Origin of the sequence: Mucilaginibacter sp. 21P (assembly GCF_019331605.1) — a bacterium.
Taxonomy (GTDB): domain Bacteria; phylum Bacteroidota; class Bacteroidia; order Sphingobacteriales; family Sphingobacteriaceae; genus Mucilaginibacter; species Mucilaginibacter achroorhodeus.
The window spans coordinates 4,214,992-4,239,579 of the sequence record NZ_CP063061.1 but is presented as its reverse complement, the minus strand read 5'-3'; the positions used below and the strand labels follow the sequence as shown (position 1 = coordinate 4,239,579).

Below are 24,588 nucleotides of genomic sequence, written 5' to 3'. Positions count from 1 at the left end.
ATTTGTAACAAATCCCGGTTCGATTTTAAACCGACAAACAAGGTGACTAAATAGTGGTTTAACATATTAGTTAATCATCAACCCAAATGAATTTAGCCGAACTTAAAAATACCGCAAGCCGTTTGATGGCACCAGATAAAGGCTTGCTTGCCATGGATGAGAGTATACCTACCGCCAATAAACGTTTTGAGCCGCTTGGTATTCCACTAACAGAAGAATATCGTCGTAAATATCGCCAGCTGATCGTCACCGCGCCGGGGCTTGGCGAATATATCAGCGGTGCCATTTTATTTGACGAGACCGTTCATCAGAAAACAGATGACGGCTGCTTGTTTTTAGATGTATTGAAAGAGCAAGGTATCATCCCCGGTATAAAGGTGGATGAGGGTACGGTGCCTTTTGACGGCTTCCCGGGTGAAACTATTACCGAAGGGCTTGATAAGTTAAGCGAACGCTTAAAAGTCTACCACCAACAAGGTTTGCTGTTTGCAAAATGGCGTGGGGTTATATCTATAACTGATAAAACGCCAACAACCGCGGCCATCAAAGCTAACGCGTTTACGTTAGCGCGCTATGCTGCGCTTTGCCAGCAGGCAGGTATAGTGCCTATTGTTGAACCCGAAGTATTAATGGATGGCGACCATTCTTTACAGCGATGCCTCGAAGTAACAACCGAAGTTCTGCATGCCGTGTTCAACGCTTTGTACGAGCAGAAGGTAGCTTTTGAAGGGATGATACTGAAACCAAACATGGTTTTGCCGGGCCTAAAAGCCGCCGACCAAAGCAATGCTAAGGAAATTGCCGATGCTACGGTAAACTGTTTTTTACGCACAGTGCCTGCTGCAGTGCCTGGCATAGCGTTCCTATCCGGCGGACAGGAAGCTGAGCTTGCTACCGAACGCCTTAACGCTATGCACCAGCAATACGATAATGTTATGCCCTGGGCGCTTACCTTTTCGTTCTCGAGGGCTATACAACAACCGGCACTTGATAAATGGGCCGGTAACGATGCCAACGTTGCCGAAGCACAAAGGCTATTGGTAAACAGAGCGCGGTTAAACAACATAGCACGCCGCGGCGAGTATACGCCGGATATGGAAAACGAATAAAAGCAAAAGGCCTTTAACATTGTTAAAGGCCTTTTGCTTTTAGTGATCCCATTTAAAGTCGGCAATATCAAATTCCATTTGCCTGCTACCTTCGTTGTAAAATTCCGTTTCTATCAACAGTTTTTTGTGTGTCTTAAGGTTCTTTATGAAACCGCCCGCTGAGCTTATGAACATAACGTTTCCGCTCTGGTCTGATGGGCCTGACGTTGAGTAAGTTTTTGCCTTATCTGAATCAAACCTGGCTTTTAGTGAACCACCATCAATTCCCATATTAAATTGCCCCTTACTAACATTAAGCATTACTTCATTTTCGCCGCCTTTTTTTCTTACAAGAATGCTGGCAGTTACACCACCATCGTACGGGAAATCAAATTGAAGTTGCTGATTAGCTTCGATTGATGCGAAATAAGTTTTTTTGGAAGTCATTTTGTCTTCTTCCTCGTGATACTCCCATTTTGTTGAGTCTGTTGCAGTGGGTTTCTTTTCAACGTGCCCGGCAGCATTTGAGGTTGTGTCAACTTTAGCAGTGTCTGCTGATAGCGAATCAGTGTTTTTACTGTTGTTGCTTGGGGATTGACAGGCAGTAAAACTAAAAATTGAGACAAATAAAATAGTTTGTAAGGTTGGTTTCATGTATAAGGGTTTATGTTAAAGCAGTAAAGATAAAAACAAACAGGGCAATATCAACTGCGATATTGCCCTGTTTGTTTTTTGTGCACCCGACGAGATTCGAACTCATATCATCAGAACCGGAATCTGACATTCTATCCATTGAACTACGGGTGCGGTTGCGTGCAAAGATAGACTATTTCGAAACCTTTAAAAATATGAAATGAGTTTAATTGTCTTGATTTTATTTAACAGCCCACTCATGTATGCCTGTCGAATTATCAACCGGCAGGTCAATTTCCATACGCAGGGCGGTAGTGTTCACCGGCTCAAAATCAAGCGTGTTAAAACCATCCTTGCTAACATTGTAAGGCTCTTTGTTTTTTACCGGCACCCATTGGCCATCTTTTTTGTACAATATCCTATATGATTTTGGTATGCGGCAACCGCCCCACGGGCCATCATCGTACCAATAAACTTTAGATTGACTAACGGTGTGCTCCTTATCGAAGGTGTATTCTACAAACTCGGTAGTGTTTTTTGCAGGCCACCAGTGCATGTAAGGGAAATTGGTATCTTTTGAATCTGCCGGATCATATTGGTCCTTAATGGCCGCAAACATGCGTTTGTTCTTTAAAGATGCCGTTACCGTACTTGTGCTCGCAATGGTTGGTGCCGGCTTTGGCCTCACGGCCGATGCCTCGTAAGGTATCCATACCGTCATTTCGCTTGGGCCGCGGTTAGCCCATGCAAAGTATGGTATAGCCTTTACCGTTTGGTTGGTTTGGGTAATGTTGTCGCTTTTTAATTGCCTTGCAGCACCAACACCTTCAGTCGTTATTACATCAACGCCATTTAATAAACCGGCCTGGTAAGTTGCGTTTGCAATTGCGTTTTTATCAACCATCAGGTTTTGTATCAGGCTGTCCTTGTTATCAGGCCCCTCAAGGCAGTAAACAATTGGTCCGCGCTCAAAGGCAAAACGTCCGCGATCGTCTTTTACCTGTTGGTTAGCCAGTACCTTTTCGATCTCCATCGGTAGGTTAAGCGTTACCTTGTCACCTTTTTTCCATTTGCGTTTTAGTACTGCGTATCCTTTTTCAGTTGTATAAGATTGTACAGCACCGTTTATAGCTAAAGTTACAGGGGCCGATTTCTGATCCGCGTACGAATACAGATCGCCTGGTACCGGTTGTTGTTTCGCCCATCCCGGTATGCGTATGCGGAGGGTAAAGTCGCCTGCTTTATCTGGATTTACGGTGATATCAACCTTACCTTTCCAGGGATACTCCGTTTGCTGAACAATGTTTACATTACCCTCCTTCAACTTGATGTTGCTGGAGTTGCTCATGAACAGGTTGATGTAAAGGTCATTGTTATTTTTGGCGTAAACATAACCCGGCAACGATGGCAAAAAGCGTGTCATGTTGCTGATACAGCAGGCGCAGCTTATCCAGGCGCTGCGTTGATGCTGGTACATTGATGCCAGCGGGTTAGGGTAAAAGAACCTGTTCCCGCTAAGCGACACCCCCGATAGTAAACCGTTATAGAGCGTTCTTTCCAGTACGTCGATGAATTTAGAATCGCCGTGGAGCATGAACATACGGCTGTTCCAGTAAACATTCCCAATAGAAGCACACGTCTCCGCATAGGCCGACATGTTTGGCAATTGGTAAGCCTCGCCAAAAGCCTCACCGGCACCTGTGGCACCAATGCCACCGGTTATGTATAGCTTTTTGTTGACCACATCCCCCCATATATCATCAATGGCAGCCAGGTAAGTTTTGTTGCCGATTAAGGCTGCAATATCTGCCATGCCGGTGTACATGTAAGCAGCCCTTACAGCGTGACCTTCGGCCTCGTGCTGGTCAACCACTTTTTTATCGGCCTGGTTGTATGGGTCGCCTTTGGGGCCACGTACATCCAGGAAAAACTTAGCCAGGTCAAGATATTGTTTGTTTCCGGTTACCCGGTACATCTTAGATAAGCCAATTTCTACGATCTGGTGCCCCGGATATTCCTGTAATTTTCCCGGTCCAAAGGTGCGGACTAACAGGTCGGCATTTTTTATAGCAATGTTTAATAAACTGCGTTTGCCTGTTGCCTGGTAATGTGCAACGGCAGCCTCATACAGGTGGCCGGCGTTGTACAACTCGTGACTCAACTCTTCTTCCTTTTCCCAGCGTTTAGCGCCTATCCACTCGTGCGGTTTTTTTGCATTTACCGTTCTGAAGGTGTAAAGGTAACCATCCGGCTCCTGCGCAGCGCCTATGATATTGATAAGGGTATCAACATACCGTTCTAACTGCGGGTTCTTTTTATTTTGGATGGAGTAAGAAGCGCCTTCAATGGCTTTATATACATCGGTATCATCAAACGGAAACTCGCTTAGCTTGTCGCCATCCAATTTTTTGGCTGCGCGCAAAAAGTTATCCATGCGGCCGTTTGCTTTGCATTGCGCCAGCACGTACGGTATGGTCACTTCGGCGTTGACCTCCATTTTTGGCTCCCAAAAGTTATCATTCACGTGTACGCTGGTAAACGGAACGGGCTGTATAGGGTAATCGTTCTGTTGCGCCAGGGCAGGGGTAAAGCTGGCTGCAAGTATTACTACAAGCAAACCGAAGGCTTTTTTATTATTTGTCATTATCAATAGTTTCAATTAGTTTTTAACCATGCGGCTGCCGTAAACAGGGCCTGCGCTGTTATCTTTTTTAGGCACCAATTTGATGGTTACTATATGCTTGCCTTTGGTTAGTTCAATAGGGATAATATAGCTAATATCATAAAAGCGGCTTTCCTTGTATTGGTTAAGGTCTTCGGTAGCCAGTTTTATACCATCGATAAGGATATCGAACGTTCTGCCACGGTTATCCATACCCCAATAGCTGTTTATTAATGTGTTTTGAGCGTTGGCATCAACCTTCATGTTAAATTGCAGGTAGCCACCGTTTTCGGTAGATCTCCATTTACGCTGGTGCTCCTCACCGGTTGTAGCATTCTCGCCGGTAAAGTCATGGTCGCGTTCGGGCTGCATTTCGCCAAAACGAAGCAGGTCCATAGTGCGGGCTTCCAATTCCTGCTGCTTTTTCTTTTGCTCTTCATAAGCCTTCTGCTGCACTGCCCAGGTCTGCGGTGTAAAAACATCCCAATAAACCGAATAAAACTGGTCCTGCGTTTGATTGAACGGCATCAGCGTAACCTCTTTCGGTTTTGAGGTGTTGATAGTGCGGAAGGTTAATTGTTTTTTATCAACCATTTGCAGCCACTGGTTAGGGTCGGTATCGGTGGTTACAAAAACCGGTATGCCGTCAAGCGGATCGGGTTCTGTGGTGCCCAAGTTCCCGGCAAGTAATACCGGGCCATAAAATACTGCCCGCCTGTTTGGATTATCAGGCATAGCTTCGGTGTACAGGTTTTCGGTGGCAGTGAAAGCTATTTTATCATTGTTGCGCCATTTACGGTTGATCACAAAATAACCCTGGTTATCAGGTGTAAGCTTTTGTGCTACGCCATTTACTGCAACGCTTGTATTGGTTGCCCATTTAGGCTTGCGGATACGGATAGCCATAGCAAGCGGCTTTTTAGTATTCACAATAAAAGTGCTTTGGCCCTCATTAGGGAAACTGCTTTGCTGCGTTAAGGTAAGACCTTTTGCCTGCCAGTTTAAAACCGATGGTATAAAGAGGTTTACGTACAAACTGCCATCCGCACCGCGGAAATAAATGCTCTCATTGTATTTCACGTGGTTTTCCATGCCAGAGCCAACGCAGCAGGTAAAGTCATTAAAAGGCGTACTAAAATGTTTGTTTCCACCCATGCGCAGCGGTACAAAGTAACACATCATACCATCAGCATGGTTCTGAGATGCCAGGATGTGGTTATATAAGCCTTTCTCATAAAAATCCATCAATCTCGCCGACGGATCAACCGCAAACAAATGCCTTGTAAGTTTAAGCATATTGTAGGTGTTGCAGGTTTCAGTAGTATTATCGGTGAGTTTGTCGTTTAACTTGTCCGGCTCGCTCAGGTACTCGTAATTACTGTTACCTCCGGTGGCGTAGGAGTGGTGGTTAACAATGGTTTCCCAAAAGAAGTCGGCAATGGCTTTATCCTTTTTATCGTTGGTGATCTCGTAACGGCGTGCGCTCGCAATTATCTTAGGGATCTGCGTGTTGGAGTGTTTGCCCGGCAAAATGTCTTTACGCTCTGCCAGCGGATCGAGGATTTTTTTGTCGTAAAATTTGTAAGATAGCTCCAGGTATTTTTTGTTGCCATTTATGGCGTATAGGTTAGTGAGGGTTTCGGCCATGCCACCGTACTCGCATAGCAGCATTTCCTGCAGTTTTTTATCGTCAAGATTTTTGATGGTCTCACCGGTCCAGTCGGCCATCTTTTCGCAAATCGTTAAAGCCTGTTTATTATTACAATACAGGTAAGCATCAAGCAGGCCGGCCATTACCTTGTGTACGGTGTACCATGGCGACCACCCGCCGTTAAGATCAAAACCGCGCGAGCGGATATCTCCTTTGCTGACTTCGGCCCAAATGGTATCTTCTTTAGGGATGGCACCTACATAACCGGTTTTGCGGGCAACCTGGCATTCGTTAAGCTCACTTACAATATAGTTGGCACGTTTAAGAAATTCTTTATCACCGGTAGATGCGTAGTGCATGGACACTGCCGATAGGTAATGCCCCAGCGTATGCCCCGCAAGACCCGAAGATTCCCAACCCTCATACAACTTACCTTTTGCTTTTAGTCCTGAGTGCGTGCGAAAAGACGACAATAGTCTATCAGGCTCAACTTTTAACAGGTAGGCAACATCAGCATCCATTGCTGTTTTAAATGGACTTGGTAGTAGCTTAACATCGGTAAGGTTAAAAGAGTAAGCTTTAACCGGCACAACAGGTGCCACCTTCATACGCTTATCGTTCCATTCGGGTACGTAAGATTGCGCTCTCGCTATTTGCATTACTGAGTTTAAGGCAAATAAGCAAAGGCTAAGCTTAAGGGTTTTATTGATGATCATATTGTAGATAATAATTAGGAAATAGGAAATCCTAAATTAGTGTTAATTCAACAATTAATTTTATAAAATTTTGCCTTTGATAGCAGTATTTTAACCTGTTTGCACTAATGAGTTATTTCTCCGCGTTATTTTTCTATAAAAGCCGGCATTGCTAATGAATACTATCCATATAGCTTGGGTTGTTTTAAGGGTTATTGTATGATAATATATAAGTAGTAATGGCAAGTTTTATAGTGAAAAGGATTTTAACGGGAATTTATCTTTACGGTGTTTAAACTAAAATAAGCTTAATTTAACTTTGTTATTTATAGCTGTGATATCAATGTTATTAGGTTTGAAATAGGCATTAATTAGCCGTTGATAGCCTGTATTTAATGTATTATGGTTAAAATACGGTTAATGCCTGATAAATTACTGGCTTAAGGATAGTTTAAAGTAAATTAGTTTTGTAAAAATTTTTAATAATGATAAACTTCGAATGGAAGGGCGTGTTCCCTGCTGTAACCACCAAATTCACTGATAACGACGAGTTAGATTTTAATGCTTTTGATATTAACCTTGATGCCCAGCTTGAAGCCGGTGCCGAGGGTTTTATTTTAGGCGGATCGTTAGGAGAAGCCAGCGTTTTGTCTGATGATGAAAAATTTGCGCTGCTTAGACATACGGTTGAATATGTACAGGGTAAAGTACCGGTATTGTTGAATATTGCCGAGCAAACCACAAAAGCGGCTGTGGCTTATGCACAAAAAGCATATGACAATGGTGCTGATGGTTTGATGGTATTACCTCCCATGCGTTACAACAGCGACCCACGCGAAACTGTAGCTTATCTTGCTGCTATCGCAAAAAGCACCAAATTACCCATCATGATCTACAACAACCCTGTTGATTACAAGATCGAAGTTACTTTGGATATGTTTGAAGAACTTGCTGCTTACGATAATATCCAGGCGGTTAAAGAATCAACCCGCGATGTATCAAACGTAACCCGTATGATCAATCGTTTTGGCGACAGGTTTAAAATCTTTACCGGTGTTGATCCGCTGGCAATGGAAAGCCTTGTAATGGGTGCTGATGGTTGGGTTGCAGGTTTGGTTGATGCCTTCCCTAAAGAGACCGTTGCCATTTACCGTTTGGTAAAAGCCAACAGGATTGCTGAAGCATTGGAAATTTACCGTTGGTTCTTGCCGGTTTTAGAGCTTGATATACATGCTAAATTGGTACAATATATTAAATTGGCAGAAGTTGCTACCGGTATCGGTACCGAAAACGTACGTGCACCACGTTTACCATTAATTGGTGCTGAGCGTGAGCGCGTACTAAAAGTTATCAACGATGCGCTTGCTAAAAGGCCTCAATTGCCTGTAGGAAGCTGGGGTGCTGTAACCGAGATGGCTGTTTAATACATATGGCAAATAAAACTTTTTTCTGCGTTGATGCTCATACCTGCGGTAATCCGGTAAGGCTGGTTGCGGGTGGTGGCCCTACTTTACAGGGCGACAACATGAGCCAGAAACGCCAGCACTTTTTAAAAGAGTACGACTGGATACGCACCGGGTTGATGTTTGAGCCGCGTGGCCATGATATGATGTCGGGGAGTATCTTATATCCGCCTCACGATCCGCAGAATGATGTTGCCGTGCTGTTTATTGAAACCAGCGGCTGCCTGCCGATGTGCGGTCATGGTACGATCGGTACCATCACCATCGCCATTGAGGAAGGTTTACTGCAGCCAAAGGTTCCCGGCGTTGTACGTATGGAGGCTCCTGCCGGTCTGGTACTGATAGAGTACAAACAGGAAGGTAAAAAAGTGACCTCGGTTAAACTGAGAAATGTAGCTTCTTACCTTGCTGCAACTGATCTGGAAGTTGAATGTCCTGATCTGGGTATGCTTAAGGTTGATGTAAGTTACGGCGGTAATTACTATGCCATTGTTGACCCCCAGTCAAACTTTAAGGGACTGGAGAATTATACCGCAGGGCAGTTAATTGCCTGGAGCCAGGTATTGCGCAAACGCATTAACGAAAAATACCAGTTTGTGCATCCGCAGGATCCAACAATTAACGGCTGTTCGCACATCCTTTGGGCAGGTGCAACCTTATCTGAAGATGCTACTGCACGTAATGCAGTGTTCTATGGCGATAAAGCTATAGACCGCTCGCCTTGTGGTACCGGCACATCTGCGCGTATGGCACAATGGTTTGCCAAAGGTAAGCTTAAGGTAGGCCAGCCATTTGTACACGAGAGTATCATCGGCAGTAAATTTATTGGTAAGGTTGAAGATGTGGTTAAAATTAACGACATCGATGCCATTATACCAAGCGTAGAAGGCTGGGCCAAGGTTTATGGTTACAACACCATCAAAATTGATGATGACGACCCTTATGCACATGGTTTCCAGGTGATCTGATACATGGCATCAAATTGTAATTTCCTTTTAAATTAATTTAGAACTTCATATCCTCCGGCCCTGCCGGGGGATTTATAGCTGAATACAGATGGCAAATGTGCTCATAATTGGTGGTGGTATTATAGGACTCAGCACGGCTTACTATTTACAAAAGGCCGGGCATGATGTTACTGTTTTGGATAAGGGCGATATGCTTGACAGCTGCTCATACGGTAATGCGGGCATGATAGTGCCCAGCCATTTTATTCCGCTGGCAACGCCCGGCATGTTATCGCAAGGTATCAAATGGATGTTTAACAGCAAAAGTCCGTTTTATGTGAAGCCGTCTTTAAACCCCGATCTGATCAAATGGGGACTTAAATTCATGAAAAAAGCTACGGCCGATCACGTAGAACGTTCTGCTGTTCCGCTTACAGAACTTTCTTTGCTGAGCAAAAAATTGTATGAAGACCTGAATGCCGAACCGGGTTTTGATTTTGACCTGGTTGAAAAAGGCATCCTGATGTTCTACAAAACAGAAAAAGCTGCCGAAGAAGAATCGCACCTGGCAGAAAAAGGCCGCGAGTTAGGCCTTGATATGGCAGTATTGAACGTTGAAGAATGCAAGCAACTTCAGCCTAACTTAAAGCTTGATGTATTGGGCGCCGTACATTACCGTTGCGATGCGCACCTATCGCCCAACAAGCTGATGACTGCTTTAATAAAGTATTTAAAGGCATCGGGCGCAAAATTGCTGAGCAACACAGAGGTTACAAAAATTGAGAGCAATAATGGTAAAGTCACTGCCGTAATTGCCGGTAGCCAGAAATTTACGGCTGATGAATATGTGATAGCAGGTGGCTCATGGTCGCCGGCAATTGCCAAAATGTTAAAGGTAAATGTATTGCTGATGCCGGGCAAGGGTTACTCTTTTAATGTACCCGACGATAGTGATACCATGCACATTCCGGCGTTGCTTGCAGAGGCGAGGGTTGCCATAACACCAATGAACGGCGGCTTGCGCTACGGTGGTACCATGGAACTGGATGCCATTAACACCCGCATCAACATGAATAGGGTAAAAGGTATCGTAGAGTCGGTACCTAAATATTTCCCTGACCTGAAACCCGCGGTTCCCGAACAGAAAGATATTTGGTTTGGCTTCCGTCCGTCTTCTGCCGATGGCTTACCTTATATAGGCAGGACAAAAAACTACGCAAACTTAACGTTGGCTACCGGCCACGGAATGATGGGGCTTAGCCTCGGCGCTGCCACCGGGTTGTTAACCAGCGAGATCATCTCCGGCAAAACAACTACCATCAAAGTAGCAGATTTTGCCCCGGACAGGAACTGATTTCATTTAATGCCCCTACTTTCAACTTGTATATAAGTTAAGCCCGCTCATCGCACAGATGTAGCGGGCTTTTGTTTTGTAGTCTATAATATTTTATTGGCCTAATTTTCAACAACTTATATTTTAGTTTTTACAATCAGGAATTAAGATATGTTAAAAAATTACCTATTGTTGCCCGTATTTTAACCTAATTCATAATTTATTTAGCAAAATATGTTAAGTAATGGTAAATTAACGGTGAAATCAGAGCCGCATTATGAAAGTATTACAATTTACCATCCCGGTACCGCATGATAAAAGCGTTATCGCAGAAAAGGTTTTGTTGCCTTACCACTATCCATACCTGCACCGTCACAAAGAGGTGCAGCTTACCTGGATCCAACAAGGTGAAGGTACCTTGATTGCCGGTAATAATATGCACGATTATTCTGCCGGGGATATGTTTCTGATCGGGGCCAATCTTCCGCATGTTTTCAAAAGTAACCCGGAGTATTTTGCGCCTAATACTAACAAACACATAGAGGCATTAACTATCTTTTTTGATCCGCAGGATGTGTTGGCGCCGCTGTTCAATTTGCCGGAGTTAAAACCATCTCTGATGTTCATCCAGCAGCATCAGCAGGGAGTTAAGATACCACATGATGTGATCGACAAGCTATCTCAAATTATGATAGCCTTGCAAAAATCCGGTGGTCCGGATCAGTTGGTGCAGTTTTTTCAATTGCTCAAAACGCTTACCAGCATTAAAACCAAGCTTTCTCCATTATCAACTTACGGCAACCTGCCCGGCATAACCGAGAACGAGGGGATACGGATAGGTAACATCTACAACTATATCATGCAGCACTATTCAGAATCAATTACCCTTGAGGATGTTGCTAAAGTTGCTTACATGACGCCGGAATCTTTTTGCCGTTATTTTAAAAAGCATACCGGGCATACCTTCGTTTCGTTCTTAAATGATATCCGTATCAATGAAGCTTGTAAAAAACTGATATCCCACAAATTTGAAAGCATCAACACAGTTGCTTACAAATGCGGCTTTAAAAGCATCACCAACTTTAACAGGGTTTTCAGGAGTGTTATAGGTAATTCGCCACGCGGCTATCTTGATTCTTATAACAACAACATGATAAGCCTTAACCGGGCTGCAGGCTGATTGCCGCTTTACATTTACGCTTAACTAAAACTATTGTGCTAACCCTTAAAACTTTTGTGAAAGGATTTTCCTTTCACGCGCTGGCATTTTGCGCGTTTAGCGCCGCTGCCCAAACCCCGATAAACACAAACCTTTACGAACAAACCAGCGAAATGGCCGGCACCATTATCAAATATGGGCAGGACATGAACGCCATTCGCGACTTTTATTCGCCTTATTCTTACAACGACAAAGGCGAAGATCAGTGGCGGCAGGATGTGATCAACTCTCCGGAGCAGCGCAAGCGTTTAACCGAGATAGATAGTGATTACCTTAAACAAATGGCTGCTGTTGATTTTAACAGCATGAGCATCTACGGTAAGGTAGATTATATCTTGCTGAAGAAACGTATCAACGCCGATCTTAAAGATCTGAATAAAGAAGGCGACTTATATAATCAGGCAGCCAAGTACATTTCTTTTGCCGACGGAATATACGCCCTTGAACAGAAACGTCGTCGTGGCCAGTACCTCGATGGTGAGAAGGTCGCCGCTGAACTGAATACGATCTCGCAGCAGTTAAAAGCAGATACCATAAATTACGGCAAATTGCAATCAGTTGATATGCCGGTAGCCAAAACCCTGCAAGCAGAATTGCGCGGACTAAAGGGGAGGTTAAAAAGTTTTTACAGCTTTTATAACACATATGACCCGGGATTTACCTGGTGGGTTCCGCAGCCTTACAAACAACTGGATGAAGCGCTTGATAAATACAGTAAGCTGGCTTTAACAAAGGGAAAACTAAATACCACACAAAAGCCGGATAACAGTGGTATTAAGGGCGTACCCATTGGCAGGCAGGATCTGATAAACCAACTGCAAGCCGAACTGATACCTTACACGCCGGAAGAACTGATAAAACTTGCTAACCAGGAGTTTGCCTGGTGCGATAAGGAAATGCTAAAGGCATCACAGGAAATGGGCTTTGGCAACGATTGGAAAAAAGCTTTAGAGAAAGTAAAGAATAGCTATGTGCCTGTTGGGCACCAGCCGGAGCTGATCGTTAAATTATATAACGATGCGATAGATTTTATCAAACAACGCGACCTGATAACCATACCGCCCCTTGCCGAAGAAACCTGGGGCATGGTCATGATGTCGCCGCAAAGGCAGTTGGTTAATCCGTTCTTTACAGGGGGGAAGGAGATCAGTATCTCGTACCCAACCAACAGCATGAATTACCAGGACAGGCTGATGAGCATGCGTGGCAATAATCCTTATTTCTCGAGAGGAACTGTACAGCACGAGTTGATTCCCGGCCATAACCTGCAATATTTTATGAACAGCCGTTACAAAGCCTACCGCCAGGATTTTGGTACACCGTTTTCAGTTGAGGGATGGGCTTTATACTGGGAGTTATTGCTATATGATAAAGGCTTTGCCAAAACACCCGAAGAGCGTGTAGGAATGCTGTTCTGGCGCATGCACCGCTGTGCACGTATCATATTCTCGCTTAACTATCATTTAGGTAACTGGACACCGCAGCAATGTATCGACTTCCTGGTTGACCGCGTTGGACATGAAAGAGCTAACGCCGAAGGTGAAGTAAGGCGGTCGTTCGAAGGCGGCTACAGTCCGCTTTACCAGGTGGCTTACCTGGTGGGTGGCTTGCAATTATTTGAATTGAAAAGAGAACTGGTTGATAGCGGCAAAATGACCTTTAAGCAATTTCATGATGCGGCGATGAAAGAAAACCTGATCCCGATTGAAATGCTGCGGGCTACGCTAACCAATCAGCCGCTTACCAAAGACTTTACCACCAGCTGGAAGTTTTACAACTTCAGTAAATAATTAAACAGATACACCCAAGCCCGCCGTTTGGCAACAATTATGGAGAACAACACAACCTTTAAGCCTTCACTAAAATTGATGGATGCTACCATGCTGGTGGCAGGCAGTATGATAGGCTCGGGTATTTTCATTGTGAGCGCAGATATTACCCGCAATGTAGGCAGTGCCGGCTGGCTGATGTTTGTGTGGCTTATCACCGGTTTTATGACGTTAACCGCCGCGCTTAGCTACGGAGAATTGAGCGCCATGTTCCCGCGGGCCGGTGGGCAGTATGTTTACCTTAAAGAAGCATACCGACCCATTGTGGGCTTTTTGTATGGGTGGAGTTTTTTTACTGTGATACAAACTGCTACCATTGCCGCAGTAGGCGTGGCCTTTGCAAAGTTTACAGCATACCTGGTACCTCAGGTAAGCGAGACGCGCGTAATTTTCGATGCCGGTTTTGTTACCGTATCACCAGCACAGTTGCTGTCTATCGTGGTCATCGTTTTCTTAACCTGGATAAACATGCATGGGGTTAAGAGCGGTAAAATCGTGCAAACCGTTTTCACGATTGCCAAACTGCTAAGCTTATTGGGGTTAATCGTTTTTGGACTGTTTGCTCTGAAAACGTCTGTCTGGGACAAGAACTGGCAAAATGCCTGGGACATGCACCGCCTTAATGCGGACGGCTCTGTAGCACAATACACTACTATTGCCGCGCTTGGCGCCATCGCATCTGCCATGGTGGGTTCTATCTTCAGCAGCGACTCGTGGAATAATGTAACCTTTATTGCAGGTGAGATCAAAAACCCAAAACGCAATATCGGTTTAAGTTTGGCTTTGGGTACGCTCATTGTAACAATCATTTACTTGCTCATTAACGTGATGTATACCGGTGTGCTGTCGTTACATGAAATTGCCGCTGCTGATAGGGACAGGGTAGGCGTAGAAGCATCTCGCCATATATTTGGCAGCGCGGGTACAGTTGTCATTGCGCTATTGATCATGGTATCAACCTTTGGGTGTAATAACGGGTTGATCATGTCTGGCGCTCGGGTGTATTACTCCATGGCAAAAGACGGCCTGTTCTTTAAAAGTGTTGGCACTTTAAATAAAAACTCGGTACCAGGCATAGGTTTATGGCTGCAATGCGTTTTTGCATGCCTATGGAGCTTAAGCGGTAAATATGGCGATCTGTTAGACATGATCTCTTTTGTGGTGGTTATATTTTATGTGCTTACTATAATCGGCATATTCATCCTTCGTAAAAAGCAACCCAATGCCGAGCGGCCTTACAAAGCATTCGGTTATCCTGTACTGCCGATCATCTACATCATTATGGGCTTGGCGTTCTGCATATTATTGATCAAATATAAACCCGCTTACACGTATCCCGGATTGATCATCACCCTTACAGGTATCCCCGTGTACTATTTAATGGGTGGCAGGAAGAAAATAGCAGATCAATAAATGCCGCAGTAATTAACCGCTTTTTGACTTTTATCAATGTTTGATGTAATCCAACAGGATAAAATATTGCTATAATTGGTTAGGAATTTTGGTGATACGTGGCAAAAGCTTAATACTTTTGTTGTGGCATAATGCCGTTGTATTATAAAAACAGATCTGCCATGGCTAACAACTTTAAAGACTTAAGTGTAGAGGAAATAAAATCGATCATGCAGCGCTCACAAGCTGCATTTGAAGCATATCAATTAGTAAGTGCCGAAGAAAAGGCAAAGTTTTTAGATGCCATAGCCGAAGAGATTGAGGCCTTAGGCGATAGCTTGTTGCAAAAAGCTTCGGAAGAGACCAACTTGCCTTTACCGCGCCTAACCGGCGAACGCGGCCGCACCACCGGCCAGCTGCGTATGTTTGCAGAAATGCTGCGCGAGGGTAGCTGGGTTGAGGCAAGCGTTGATACGGCCCTGCCAGACAGGACACCATTGCCACGCGCTGACATCCGTAAAATGCTTATACCGCTTGGTCCGGTGGTGGTATTTGGTGCCAGCAACTTTCCGTTTGCCTATTCAACAGCAGGTGGTGATACCGCAAGTGCACTGGGTGCGGGTTGTTCGGTAGTAGTAAAAGCTCACCCTGCCCATGCGGAAACATCAGAAATGGTTTACCAGGCAATTAAAAAAGCTATTGCACGCACCAACATGCCGGAAGATGTTTTCCAGCATGTACACGGTACATCGTTTGAGTCGGGCAAGACTTTGGTACAGGCTGATGAAACAGCAGCAGTAGGCTTTACCGGCTCAACCGTGGGCGGTTTGGCTTTAGTGAAGTATGCATCAGAAAGAAAAAAACCTATCCCGGTATTCTCTGAAATGGGCAGCATAAACCCTGTTGTGTTTTTACCCGATACCCTTAAGCAAAACGCCGCCGACCTGGCTGCACAATATGCAGGATCCATCACTTTGGGTATGGGACAGTTTTGTACCAACCCGGGCCTGATGCTGGCGGTAGAGGGCGAAGGATTGAACGAGTTTTACAAACACCTTGGTCAACAGATTGAACAGGTTAAACCGGCCAATATGTTGCACGCAGGTATCCATGAGGCTTATGAAAAGAAAAGCAGTGCTGCCCTTGAGCAGGAAGGCGTAACTGATGTTGCCAAAACTACAACAAGCGCTACAGATATACAGGCAGAACCAACGGTAGCTACCGTAGATGCAGATACTTTCCTGAAAAATCATCTGCTGCGTGAAGAAGTATTTGGTCCCTTCTCGTTACTGGTGAAATGCAAAGATGAGCAACAATTGATGCAGGTTTTAAAAACGGTATCTGGCCAGCTTACTACCACGGTTATGGGTACCGATGCTGATTTTACAGCGCATCCTAAATTAATACAAATGCTGCCATCATTAACCGGCAGGGTGTTGTTCAACGGTGTACCAACAGGCGTTGAGGTATGTGCCAGTATGGTGCACGGCGGCCCTTTCCCGGCAACTACTGATAGCCGTTTTACTGCCGTAGGTATCAACGCAGCTAAAAGATGGGTGCGCCCGGTGTGTTTCCAAAACTGTCCCGATACTTTGCTGCCACTGGCCTTGCAACAAGCAAATCCAACCAACATCTGGCGCTTGTTTAACGGCGAATGGAAAAAATAAGCCATTAATTTATTTGATATTTGCATGCCGGTTACTCAAATAACCGGCATGCTTAATTTTATACCATGAAGCTTCAACTTTTCGATAAACAGGTTTATGAACAGCGCCGCAGCGTTTTAAAACAAAAAATGAGCGGTAAAGGCATCATCGTTTTAATGGGAAACGATGAAAGCAGTATGAATTATAAAGACAATACCTTTCCCTTTAGGCAGGATAGTAGTTTCTTGTACTACTTTGGGCTCGATGTTGCGGGTTTGGCTGCCGTAATTGATACCAATAGCGGCGATGAGATCATCTTCGGAAATGATCTTACCATAGACGATATTGTGTGGACGGGTACGTTGCCATCGGTTAGCGAAATGGCTGCATTGGTAGGCGTATCTAAAACCCAAGCTTATCCGCAAATTGCAGCGTATATCGGCAAAGCAACGTTGGCCGGCAGACAGGTCCATTTGTTACCGCCTTATCGCCCGGAGAATAAAATAAAGCTGGCATCGTGGTTGCAAACCAACCTTGATGGCATCAAGAATTACGTTTCGGTTGAACTGATCAAAGCGGTTATCAGTCAGCGTGTGATAAAAACACCACTTGAGGTTGCCGAAATTGAGAAAGCGGTTAACACCAGCGTTGATATGGAGCTGGCGGTGATCAGGTCGGTACGCGCGGGTATGCGCGAGTATGAGCTGGTGGCCAAAGCCCATGAGGTTGCCATTGCAAGCGATTCGCGCTTGGGTTACCCTGCCATCATTACCAAACACGGGCAAACGCTGCACACGCATTATTATGGCAACGTGCTGGCCGATGGCGATATGGTACTTGCCGACATTGGCGCCGAAAATGCCATGCATTACGGCGGCGACCTTACCCGCACCTTCCCTGTAGGTAAGCAATTTGATACCCGCCAGGGCGAGTTGTATGATGTTGTAGTTCAGTCAATGGATCATGCCATCAGCATGCTTAAACCGGGTATAAGGTATAAGGATATCCACCTGCAAGCCTGCCAGAAACTTGTTGAGGGTTTAAAAACCGTAAACCTGATGAAAGGTGACGCAGAAGAAGCCGTTGCAGCCGGTGCGCACACCATGTTCTTTCAATGTGGTTTGGGCCACATGCTGGGCATGGATACGCACGATATGGAAGACCTTGGCGAGCAATATGTAGGTTACTCTGATACACTTAAGAAGGAAACTGAAATTTTCGGCCTAAAATCTTTAAGATTAGGTCGAGAGTTGGAGTCTGGTTACGTGCTTACCGTTGAGCCGGGTATTTATATCATCCCTGAACTAATAGACCGCTGGCAGGCCGAAAAGAAATACCAGGAATTTATCAATTATGAGGTGTTGAATACCTACCGCGATTTTGGAGGTATCCGTGTTGAAGATAACTTCCTGATCACTGATACCGGCAGCCAGTTATTAGGCAAATACCTGCCTAAAACAAGGCAGGAGATAGAAGCGCTGAGAGCGTAACGCCAGATCTTACAGATAATATCAAAGCAGCCTGCATCTTATTAATGCGGGTTGCTTTGTTAAATGCCTGCTATGATGTGTTAATTTACAGCCATTTGCTTGCTGCACTAATCGCTATTTTTAGCCATTACTAAAGTTATGGCAAATCAACACCGATCATTATTCTCCGCAATCTTTATCCTAACCATATGCACTGCGGCCAGCGCGCAGCAAAAAACTGCAACGCCATATCTGCCAACACACGCAGAGGTGTTGCAAAATTACAAGGCCGCTGATGCGCTTGATTCGGCGCTTAAGAAAGTGCCTTATTTAACAGGCATCAGGCCCAATTGGGAGCAGGGAAGCAATGAGTTTTGGTACGGTAAAAAAACAGCCAACAATCAAACAGCATACATTTTGGTGGATGCTGATAAAGGTACAAGAGCCACACTTTTCGAAACAGGCCAACTCAGCAGCGATGTTAGCCGTTTAACAGGCAAGCCTGTAAAGGACTGCGTTTTCAGGGTTGAAGAAATGTTTTTTAGTCCGGATAAAAAGCAGGCAACTTTTAAAACTTTGGGCGCATGGCTTAAATATGACCTCGCAACAAAAAAAGTTGAACTTACCAAAGATACGACGCACCATCGGTATGATAACGACAAGCCTTTGCAGGAAAGGCATTTTCGTTGGGAAGGCGCAAATACTGATTCTATCTCTCCCGATAAAAAGTGGATAGCGGCTGTAAAAGGCGGTAACATTATTGTTAGATCTGCCGATAAGCAAACAGAAATTAAATTGACAACTGATGGTAATGCAGAAAAGCCTTACGGCGAACTGACCTGGTCGCCGGATAGCAGGCACTTGGTTGGTTATCGCATTGATTCACGTGAGGCTAAAAAGGTTTATTACCTGCTTAGTTCTGTTCCTGGTACTACACGTGCCGTTTTAAAGTCACATGATTATGAGCAGCCGGGTGATGAATTTACCACCTATGAGCAGTACCTGTTTAACATCGATACAAAAACCGGCATTAAAACAGATGCGGAGAAGATAGATTTCTTTGGCGCCCCAAGGCTGCACTGGCGTAACGGCAATAGCCGCTATTTTACTTACGAAAAAGCCGATAGGGGTCACCAGCGTTTTAGGGTGATTGAGGTTGATGTTAACACCGGCAAAACCCGCAACATCATCGATGAAAAAACAAAAACCTTTATTTACGAGCAGAGGATATTCACTTTTTATGATGCCAAATCCCACAAAATAGTTTGGGTGACGGAAAAAGACGGCTGGCGCCATGTTTACATGGTTGATGAATTAACCGGAGCCCAAAAGCTGGTAACCAAGGGCAACTGGGTAGTACGCGATGTGGACAGTGTTGACGTTAGCAAAAAACAGATCTGGTTTAGGGGCAGTGGCAGAAATGCAGGAGAAGACCCTTACCTGATGTATTTTTACCGCATCAATTACGATGGCGGTAACCTGGTAGACCTAACACCGGAGAGGGGGAACCACAACATTGTTTTCTCTCCTGATAGGAAATATTTTGTTGACACCTATTCGCAGGTAAATGTAGCCCCTAAGGTGGTGCTTAAAAACACGGCCACCCTTAAAACTGTGGCTGAATTGGAACATGGTGATGTTAACCAACTCCTTGCTACCGGTATTAAACTGCCCGAAGTTTTTGTTGCAAAAGCCAGGGATGGTAAAACGGATATTTGGGGCGTAATTTATCGCCCGGCTAATATGGATCCGCAAAAGAGCTACCCGGTTATAGAGAATATTTACGCTGGTCCGCAGGATTCATTTGTACCCAAAAGTTTTTCGGTGGTTAACGAGATGCAGAGCATTGCGCAGTTAGGTTTTATTGTGGTGCAGATTGATGGAATGGGTACGGCAAACCGTTCAAAAGCTTTCCATGATGTTTGTTGGCAAAACCTTGCGGATGCAGGTTTCCCTGATCGTATTTTGTGGATGAAGGCGCTTGCTGCCAAATACCCACAGGTTGATATCAGCCGGGTGGGTGTATACGGCACGTCTGCCGGCGGGCAAAATTCATCGGGCGCGTTGCTGTTCCATCCTGAGTTTTACAAAGCCGCTGTATCTGCATGTGGCTGCCATGATAACCGTATTGATAAACAATGGTGGAACGAGCAATGGATGGGTTACCCGGTTGGCCCGCATTATGAGCAACAGTCAAATATTACCAATGCCGGTAAATTACAGGGCGATCTGATGCTGATCGTGGGCGAAGCTGATAATAACGTGCCGCCCGAATCAACCTACCGTTTTGCAGATGCGCTGATCAAAAGCAATAAGATGTTCGATTTTCTGATGGTGCCGGGCATGGGCCACAGCGATGGCGGGCCATACGGCCGAAAAAAGAAGAAGGACTTCTTTGTAAAACACCTACTGCATGCCGAACCTCCTGCCCGTAATGTGAATGAGATGGCAGCCAATTAGGGTGGCATTTGTTTGATGTTAAGCCACAGTCATCACCCCGTTTAAAGGCGTGATGACTGTTTTTTAATAAAGCGTGGTTAACAACAATTTTCTTTTGTAAAATTTAAGTGTTTTTTATACATTTATATTGTTAATCTTTTATATTTGATATTGTAATACCGGCGCGAAGCCAAAGTAGTCACGAAATCAAAATTTCCTATTCCTGTTGATGGCATTAGGACAGAACCAATTATAAACAATCAGCAATATAGTTGATCTACTGCTTTTAGGCGCGGATCTTAAATTCTGAATTTAATAAGTGTTATTTTAACAATAAAAATGGATTTGAACCAATATGTTATTGGTGTCGATTACGGGACGGACTCTGTGCGTTCTGTTTTGGTCGATGCTTCAAACGGGCAGGAGCTTGCATCTGCTGTACACGAATATCAGCGCTGGAAAAAAGGGCTATACTGCAAACCTGCTGCTAACCAGTTCAGGCAGCATCCGCTCGATTATATTGAAGGGCTGGAGCAAACCATTAAAGAATGTATCAAGCTTGCCGGTGGCGATAAAATTGCGGCTCAGGTAAAAGGTATATCTGTTGATACTACAGGCTCATCGCCGGTTGCGGTAGATGAAGCAGGTACGCCCCTGGCTTTACTACCGGGGTTCGAGAGCAATCCGAACGCCATGTTTGTACTTTGGAAAGACCATACGTCTACCAAAGAAGCTGCAGAGATCAATGAACACGCCACAAAGTTTGATATCAACTATTTGCAATACGTAGGTGGTATTTACTCTTCGGAGTGGTTTTGGGCTAAGCTGCTTCACATATTACGTGTTGACGAACAAGTTAGGTCGGCATGTCATTCGTGGGTAGAGCATTGCGACTGGGTGCCGTTTTTACTAACTGGTGGCAGTAATGCAGCAGAAATAAAACGCAGCCGTTGCGCTGCAGGGCACAAAGCGCTATGGGCCGAAGAATTTGGTGGCTTGCCGCCAGATGATTTCTTTTCGTCGCTTGATCCGCTATTGGCAGGATTTACGGGCAGGTTATTTAAGGATACTTACACATCTGATGTTGCTGCCGGTACAATAAGCCAGGAATGGGCAGAAAGATTGGGCCTGCCAGCCGACGTAAAAATTGGCGTTGGTGCTTTTGATGCACACATGGGTGCCGTCGGCGGGCAGATAGAACCTTATCACCTCAGCAAGGTAATGGGTACATCAACCTGTGATATTTTGGTAGCACCAGCTAATGAAATTGAAGGTAACCTGGTAAAAGGTATCTGCGGGCAGGTAAACGGATCGGTTATACCGGGTATGGTTGGCTTGGAGGCTGGTCAGTCAGCATTTGGCGATACTTATGCATGGTTTAAAAACCTATTGTCATGGCCACTTAACAATCTTCTCGATCAAACAAAATTGATCACTCGTGAAGTGGCAGATGCATTGAAAGCCGAGATGCTGGATAAGATCATTCCTGAATTAAGTAAACAAGCAGCCGCCTTGCCAATAGATGAGGTGAATGAACTGGCTATAGACTGGTTTAACGGTCGCCGCACCCCCGATGCTAATCAATTGCTTAGTGGCGCCATTACAGGCTTAGGGTTGGGGTCTGATGCGCCGCGTGTTTTCCGTGCCCTGGTAGAGGCAACCTGTTTTGGTGCGAAAAGTATTGTCGACCGTTTTATCCGCGAGGGTATCCCGGTTAAAGGCATCATCGGTATTGGTGGTGTTGCCAAAAAATCAGAATTTGTAATGCAAACCATGGCCGACGTTTTGGGCATGCCTATTCGCATCCACCAGCACAAACACACCTGCGCTTTGGGTGCGGCTATGTTTGCCGCGGTTGTGGCAGGCGTTTATGAAACGGTTGAACAAGCGATGGACGCAATGGGCGGTGGGTTTGATGTGTCTTATGAACCTAACCAGGCTAACCACGAGGTCTATAATCAACGTTATCAGCAATACCGGGCCTTAGGTGATTTTATTGCCACGCAGGTATCTGCAAAGCATGAGGTTGTGGCCGGCGAAACTTTACAATAATGAGCAAGTATCAACATATCAAACAAACGGCTTACGAAGCCAATATGCAGTTACCACAGCTCGGGCTGGTGCTATTTACTTTCGGTAACGTAAGCGCAGCAGACCGTGATCTGGGTGTGTTTGCCATTAAGCCAAGCGGCGTTCCGTACAGCCAGCTCACGCCGGAGAAGATGGTGATCGTTGATTTTGACGGCAACACTATCGAGGGTGACCTGCGCCCATCATCAGATACTTTAACCCACGCGGTTTTATATAAGCATTGGGAAGGTATCAATGGTATAGTACATACTCACTCTACCTACGCTACCGCATGGGCGCAATCGCAACGGTGTATACCCATTTTCGGTACAACGCATGCCGACCATTTAACAACAGACATACCCTGCGCGCCACCAATGAGCGATGAACTGATACAAGGTAATTATGAATACCAAACCGGTTTTCAAATACTGGATCATTTCAAAGAGAAAGGGTTAGACCCTAAAGAAGTTGAGATGGTACTGGTAGGTAACCACGCTCCTTTTACCTGGGGAAAAACAGCTGAGAAGGCCGTTTACAACAGCGCCGTGCTGGAGTCGGTTGCGCAGATGGCCTATCTTACAGAGCAGATCAACGCCAATGCACCACGCCTTAAAGACGCACTCATTAATAAGCACTATCAGCGCAAACACGGTCCGGATTCATATTATGGCCAATAGGGTAATGTTAAGGAGTATTGTTATAGCGCTCATTGCCATAATGCTTAGCGATAACCTCGCGAAAGCGCAAAGCGTTGCGCTAACCCCGCCAATGGGCTGGAACAGCTATAACTGTTTTGGCTCGGCAGTGCACGAAAGTGAGGTGAAAGCCAATGCTGCCTATCTTGCCAAATACTTGAAACCCTATGGCTGGCAGTATGTAGTGGTCGATTTTCTTTGGTCGTACGATAACCCTCCGGCGAGTAAGATCGGTAACCCATTTCAGCAAAATTTATATGATGGCTCTTTTATACCCTGGCTAACTATGGACAAGTGGGGGCGGTTGCTGCCTCAGCCTACAAAGTTTCCGTCGGCCTTTGGGGGTAAAGGGTTTAAGCCCCTTGGTGATTATGTGCATAGCCTCGGTTTAAAATTTGGCATACACGTAATGCGGGGCATCCCGCGGCAGGCCGTTTGGTCAAAAACGCCTGTGCTGGGTGCAAAGGGTATCACTGCCGATATGATCGCCGATACCACATCCAAATGCGAGTGGATGAACCACATGTACGGCTTGGATATGAGCAAGCCTGGGGCACAGAAATATCTCAATTCCATCCTCGACCTGTATGCCTCATGGGGTGTTGATTTTATTAAGGTGGATGATATATCCCGGCCATACCATGCTGCCGAAATTGAAGGTTACACCCAAGCTATAAATTACAGCAAAAGGCCGATGGTGATGAGCATTTCTCCGGGTGAAACTCCGGTAAAAGAAGCCAACCATGTAAAACAGTATGCCAACCAATGGCGTATGGCCGATGATTTTTGGGATAGCTGGAAGGAGTTAATGAACATGTTTAACTATGCCAGATACTGGCAGGGCATAGGCAGCCCTGGCCACTGGCCAGATTGTGATATGCTGCAGATAGGCAAGCTATCAAAACGCGGCCCGGTAGGCCCCGAACGTTACAGCAGGTTTAGCGATGATGAATTGCTTACCCACATGACCTTCTGGTGTATTTTCCGTTCGCCCTTAATGATGGGTGGCAATATGCCGGAGAACCGCCCATTTGATCTGAAATTATTGAATAACCCTGAGGTATTGGCCGTTAACCAAAAAGGCGAGGATCCTAAAGAACTTTACCACAACAGCGAAAGCATGGTGTGGTATTCAAAGGTACCTGGCTCAAAAGATATTTATGCAGCCGTTTTTAATCTGCAGGACAAAGACGGTGAGGTGGTCCTCGATCTTAATAAACTTGGGATGGGTGGAAAGGTAGCTATTCGTAACCTTTGGGTGAGGCAAAACGCCGGCACTTATCAAAATACATATCAGCAAAAAATTAATAAACATGGTGCAGCCCTGCTAAGGTTGTCGCCGATTAATAAATAA

16 protein-coding genes and 1 tRNA gene are annotated in these 24,588 nt (G+C 45.1%); 13 read left to right on the top strand and 4 right to left on the bottom strand.

The features are described from left to right. Positions 1-86: 86 nt before the first annotated feature. On the top strand, positions 87-1,109 hold the full coding sequence (locus INP83_RS18885; RefSeq protein ID WP_219125490.1) for a class I fructose-bisphosphate aldolase: 1,023 nt from the start codon (positions 87-89) through the stop codon (positions 1,107-1,109). Between the two features lie 39 nt (positions 1,110-1,148). Here the strand turns inward: INP83_RS18885 and INP83_RS18880 are convergent, their stop codons facing one another. The 4 genes from INP83_RS18880 to INP83_RS18865 form a co-directional block, all read right to left on the bottom strand. Next, entirely contained in the window at positions 1,149-1,742 is a 594-nt protein-coding gene (locus INP83_RS18880) for a hypothetical protein (protein WP_219125489.1), read from the bottom strand. 81 nt (positions 1,743-1,823) lie between these two features. Continuing rightward, positions 1,824-1,895: transfer RNA gene (locus INP83_RS18875), tRNA-Arg, on the bottom strand. A gap of 67 nt (positions 1,896-1,962) precedes the next feature. After that, positions 1,963-4,365, bottom strand: a complete 2,403-nt coding sequence (locus INP83_RS18870) for a beta-L-arabinofuranosidase domain-containing protein (RefSeq protein ID WP_255563191.1) — start codon at positions 4,363-4,365, stop codon at positions 1,963-1,965. 15 nt (positions 4,366-4,380) lie between these two features. Beyond that, complete coding sequence (locus INP83_RS18865; RefSeq protein WP_219125488.1) at positions 4,381-6,750, bottom strand: glycoside hydrolase family 127 protein; 2,370 nt, start codon at positions 6,748-6,750, stop codon at positions 4,381-4,383. Positions 6,751-7,214: 464 nt separating this feature from the next. Between INP83_RS18865 and INP83_RS18860 the strand changes: the two genes are divergently transcribed. The 12 genes from INP83_RS18860 (at position 7,215) to INP83_RS18805 (ending at position 24,588) form a co-directional block, all read left to right on the top strand. Then, complete coding sequence (locus INP83_RS18860; protein WP_219125487.1) at positions 7,215-8,153, top strand: dihydrodipicolinate synthase family protein; 939 nt, start codon at positions 7,215-7,217, stop codon at positions 8,151-8,153. 5 nt (positions 8,154-8,158) lie between these two features. Next, the gene (locus INP83_RS18855; protein ID WP_219125486.1) at positions 8,159-9,160 is read left to right on the top strand and encodes a 4-hydroxyproline epimerase; all 1,002 of its coding nucleotides are present in this window, start codon (positions 8,159-8,161) and stop codon (positions 9,158-9,160) included. A gap of 88 nt (positions 9,161-9,248) precedes the next feature. Next, positions 9,249-10,493, top strand: coding sequence for an FAD-binding oxidoreductase (locus INP83_RS18850; RefSeq protein WP_219125485.1), 1,245 nt, complete (start codon positions 9,249-9,251; stop codon positions 10,491-10,493). A gap of 256 nt (positions 10,494-10,749) precedes the next feature. Next, entirely contained in the window at positions 10,750-11,652 is a 903-nt protein-coding gene (locus INP83_RS18845; protein ID WP_219125484.1) for an AraC family transcriptional regulator, read from the top strand. Positions 11,653-11,708: 56 nt separating this feature from the next. Next, complete coding sequence (locus INP83_RS18840) at positions 11,709-13,481, top strand: DUF885 family protein (RefSeq protein ID WP_255563190.1); 1,773 nt, start codon at positions 11,709-11,711, stop codon at positions 13,479-13,481. Between the two features lie 39 nt (positions 13,482-13,520). Then, on the top strand, positions 13,521-14,933 hold the full coding sequence (locus INP83_RS18835; protein ID WP_219125483.1) for an APC family permease: 1,413 nt from the start codon (positions 13,521-13,523) through the stop codon (positions 14,931-14,933). Positions 14,934-15,094: 161 nt separating this feature from the next. Beyond that, a complete protein-coding gene (locus tag INP83_RS18830; protein ID WP_219125482.1) occupies positions 15,095-16,579 on the top strand; it encodes an aldehyde dehydrogenase (NADP(+)) in 1,485 nt (494 codons plus the stop codon). A 65-nt stretch (positions 16,580-16,644) separates the two neighbouring features. Beyond that, positions 16,645-18,048: an aminopeptidase P family protein gene (locus INP83_RS18825; RefSeq protein ID WP_219125481.1), complete on the top strand. Its 1,404-nt coding sequence runs from the start codon at positions 16,645-16,647 to the stop codon at positions 18,046-18,048. A gap of 138 nt (positions 18,049-18,186) precedes the next feature. Next, a complete protein-coding gene (locus INP83_RS18820) occupies positions 18,187-20,487 on the top strand; it encodes a S9 family peptidase (protein WP_219125480.1) in 2,301 nt (766 codons plus the stop codon). Positions 20,488-20,805: 318 nt separating this feature from the next. Beyond that, complete coding sequence (locus INP83_RS18815; RefSeq protein ID WP_219125479.1) at positions 20,806-22,518, top strand: ribulokinase; 1,713 nt, start codon at positions 20,806-20,808, stop codon at positions 22,516-22,518. Continuing rightward, positions 22,518-23,216 (top strand): L-ribulose-5-phosphate 4-epimerase, encoded by a 699-nt coding sequence (locus INP83_RS18810; RefSeq protein WP_219125478.1) that lies wholly within the window; start codon positions 22,518-22,520, stop codon positions 23,214-23,216. Before INP83_RS18815 ends, INP83_RS18810 begins: the two co-directional genes overlap by 1 nt. A 4-nt stretch (positions 23,217-23,220) precedes the next feature. Then, positions 23,221-24,588 (top strand): glycoside hydrolase family 27 protein, encoded by a 1,368-nt coding sequence (locus INP83_RS18805; protein ID WP_219125477.1) that lies wholly within the window; start codon positions 23,221-23,223, stop codon positions 24,586-24,588.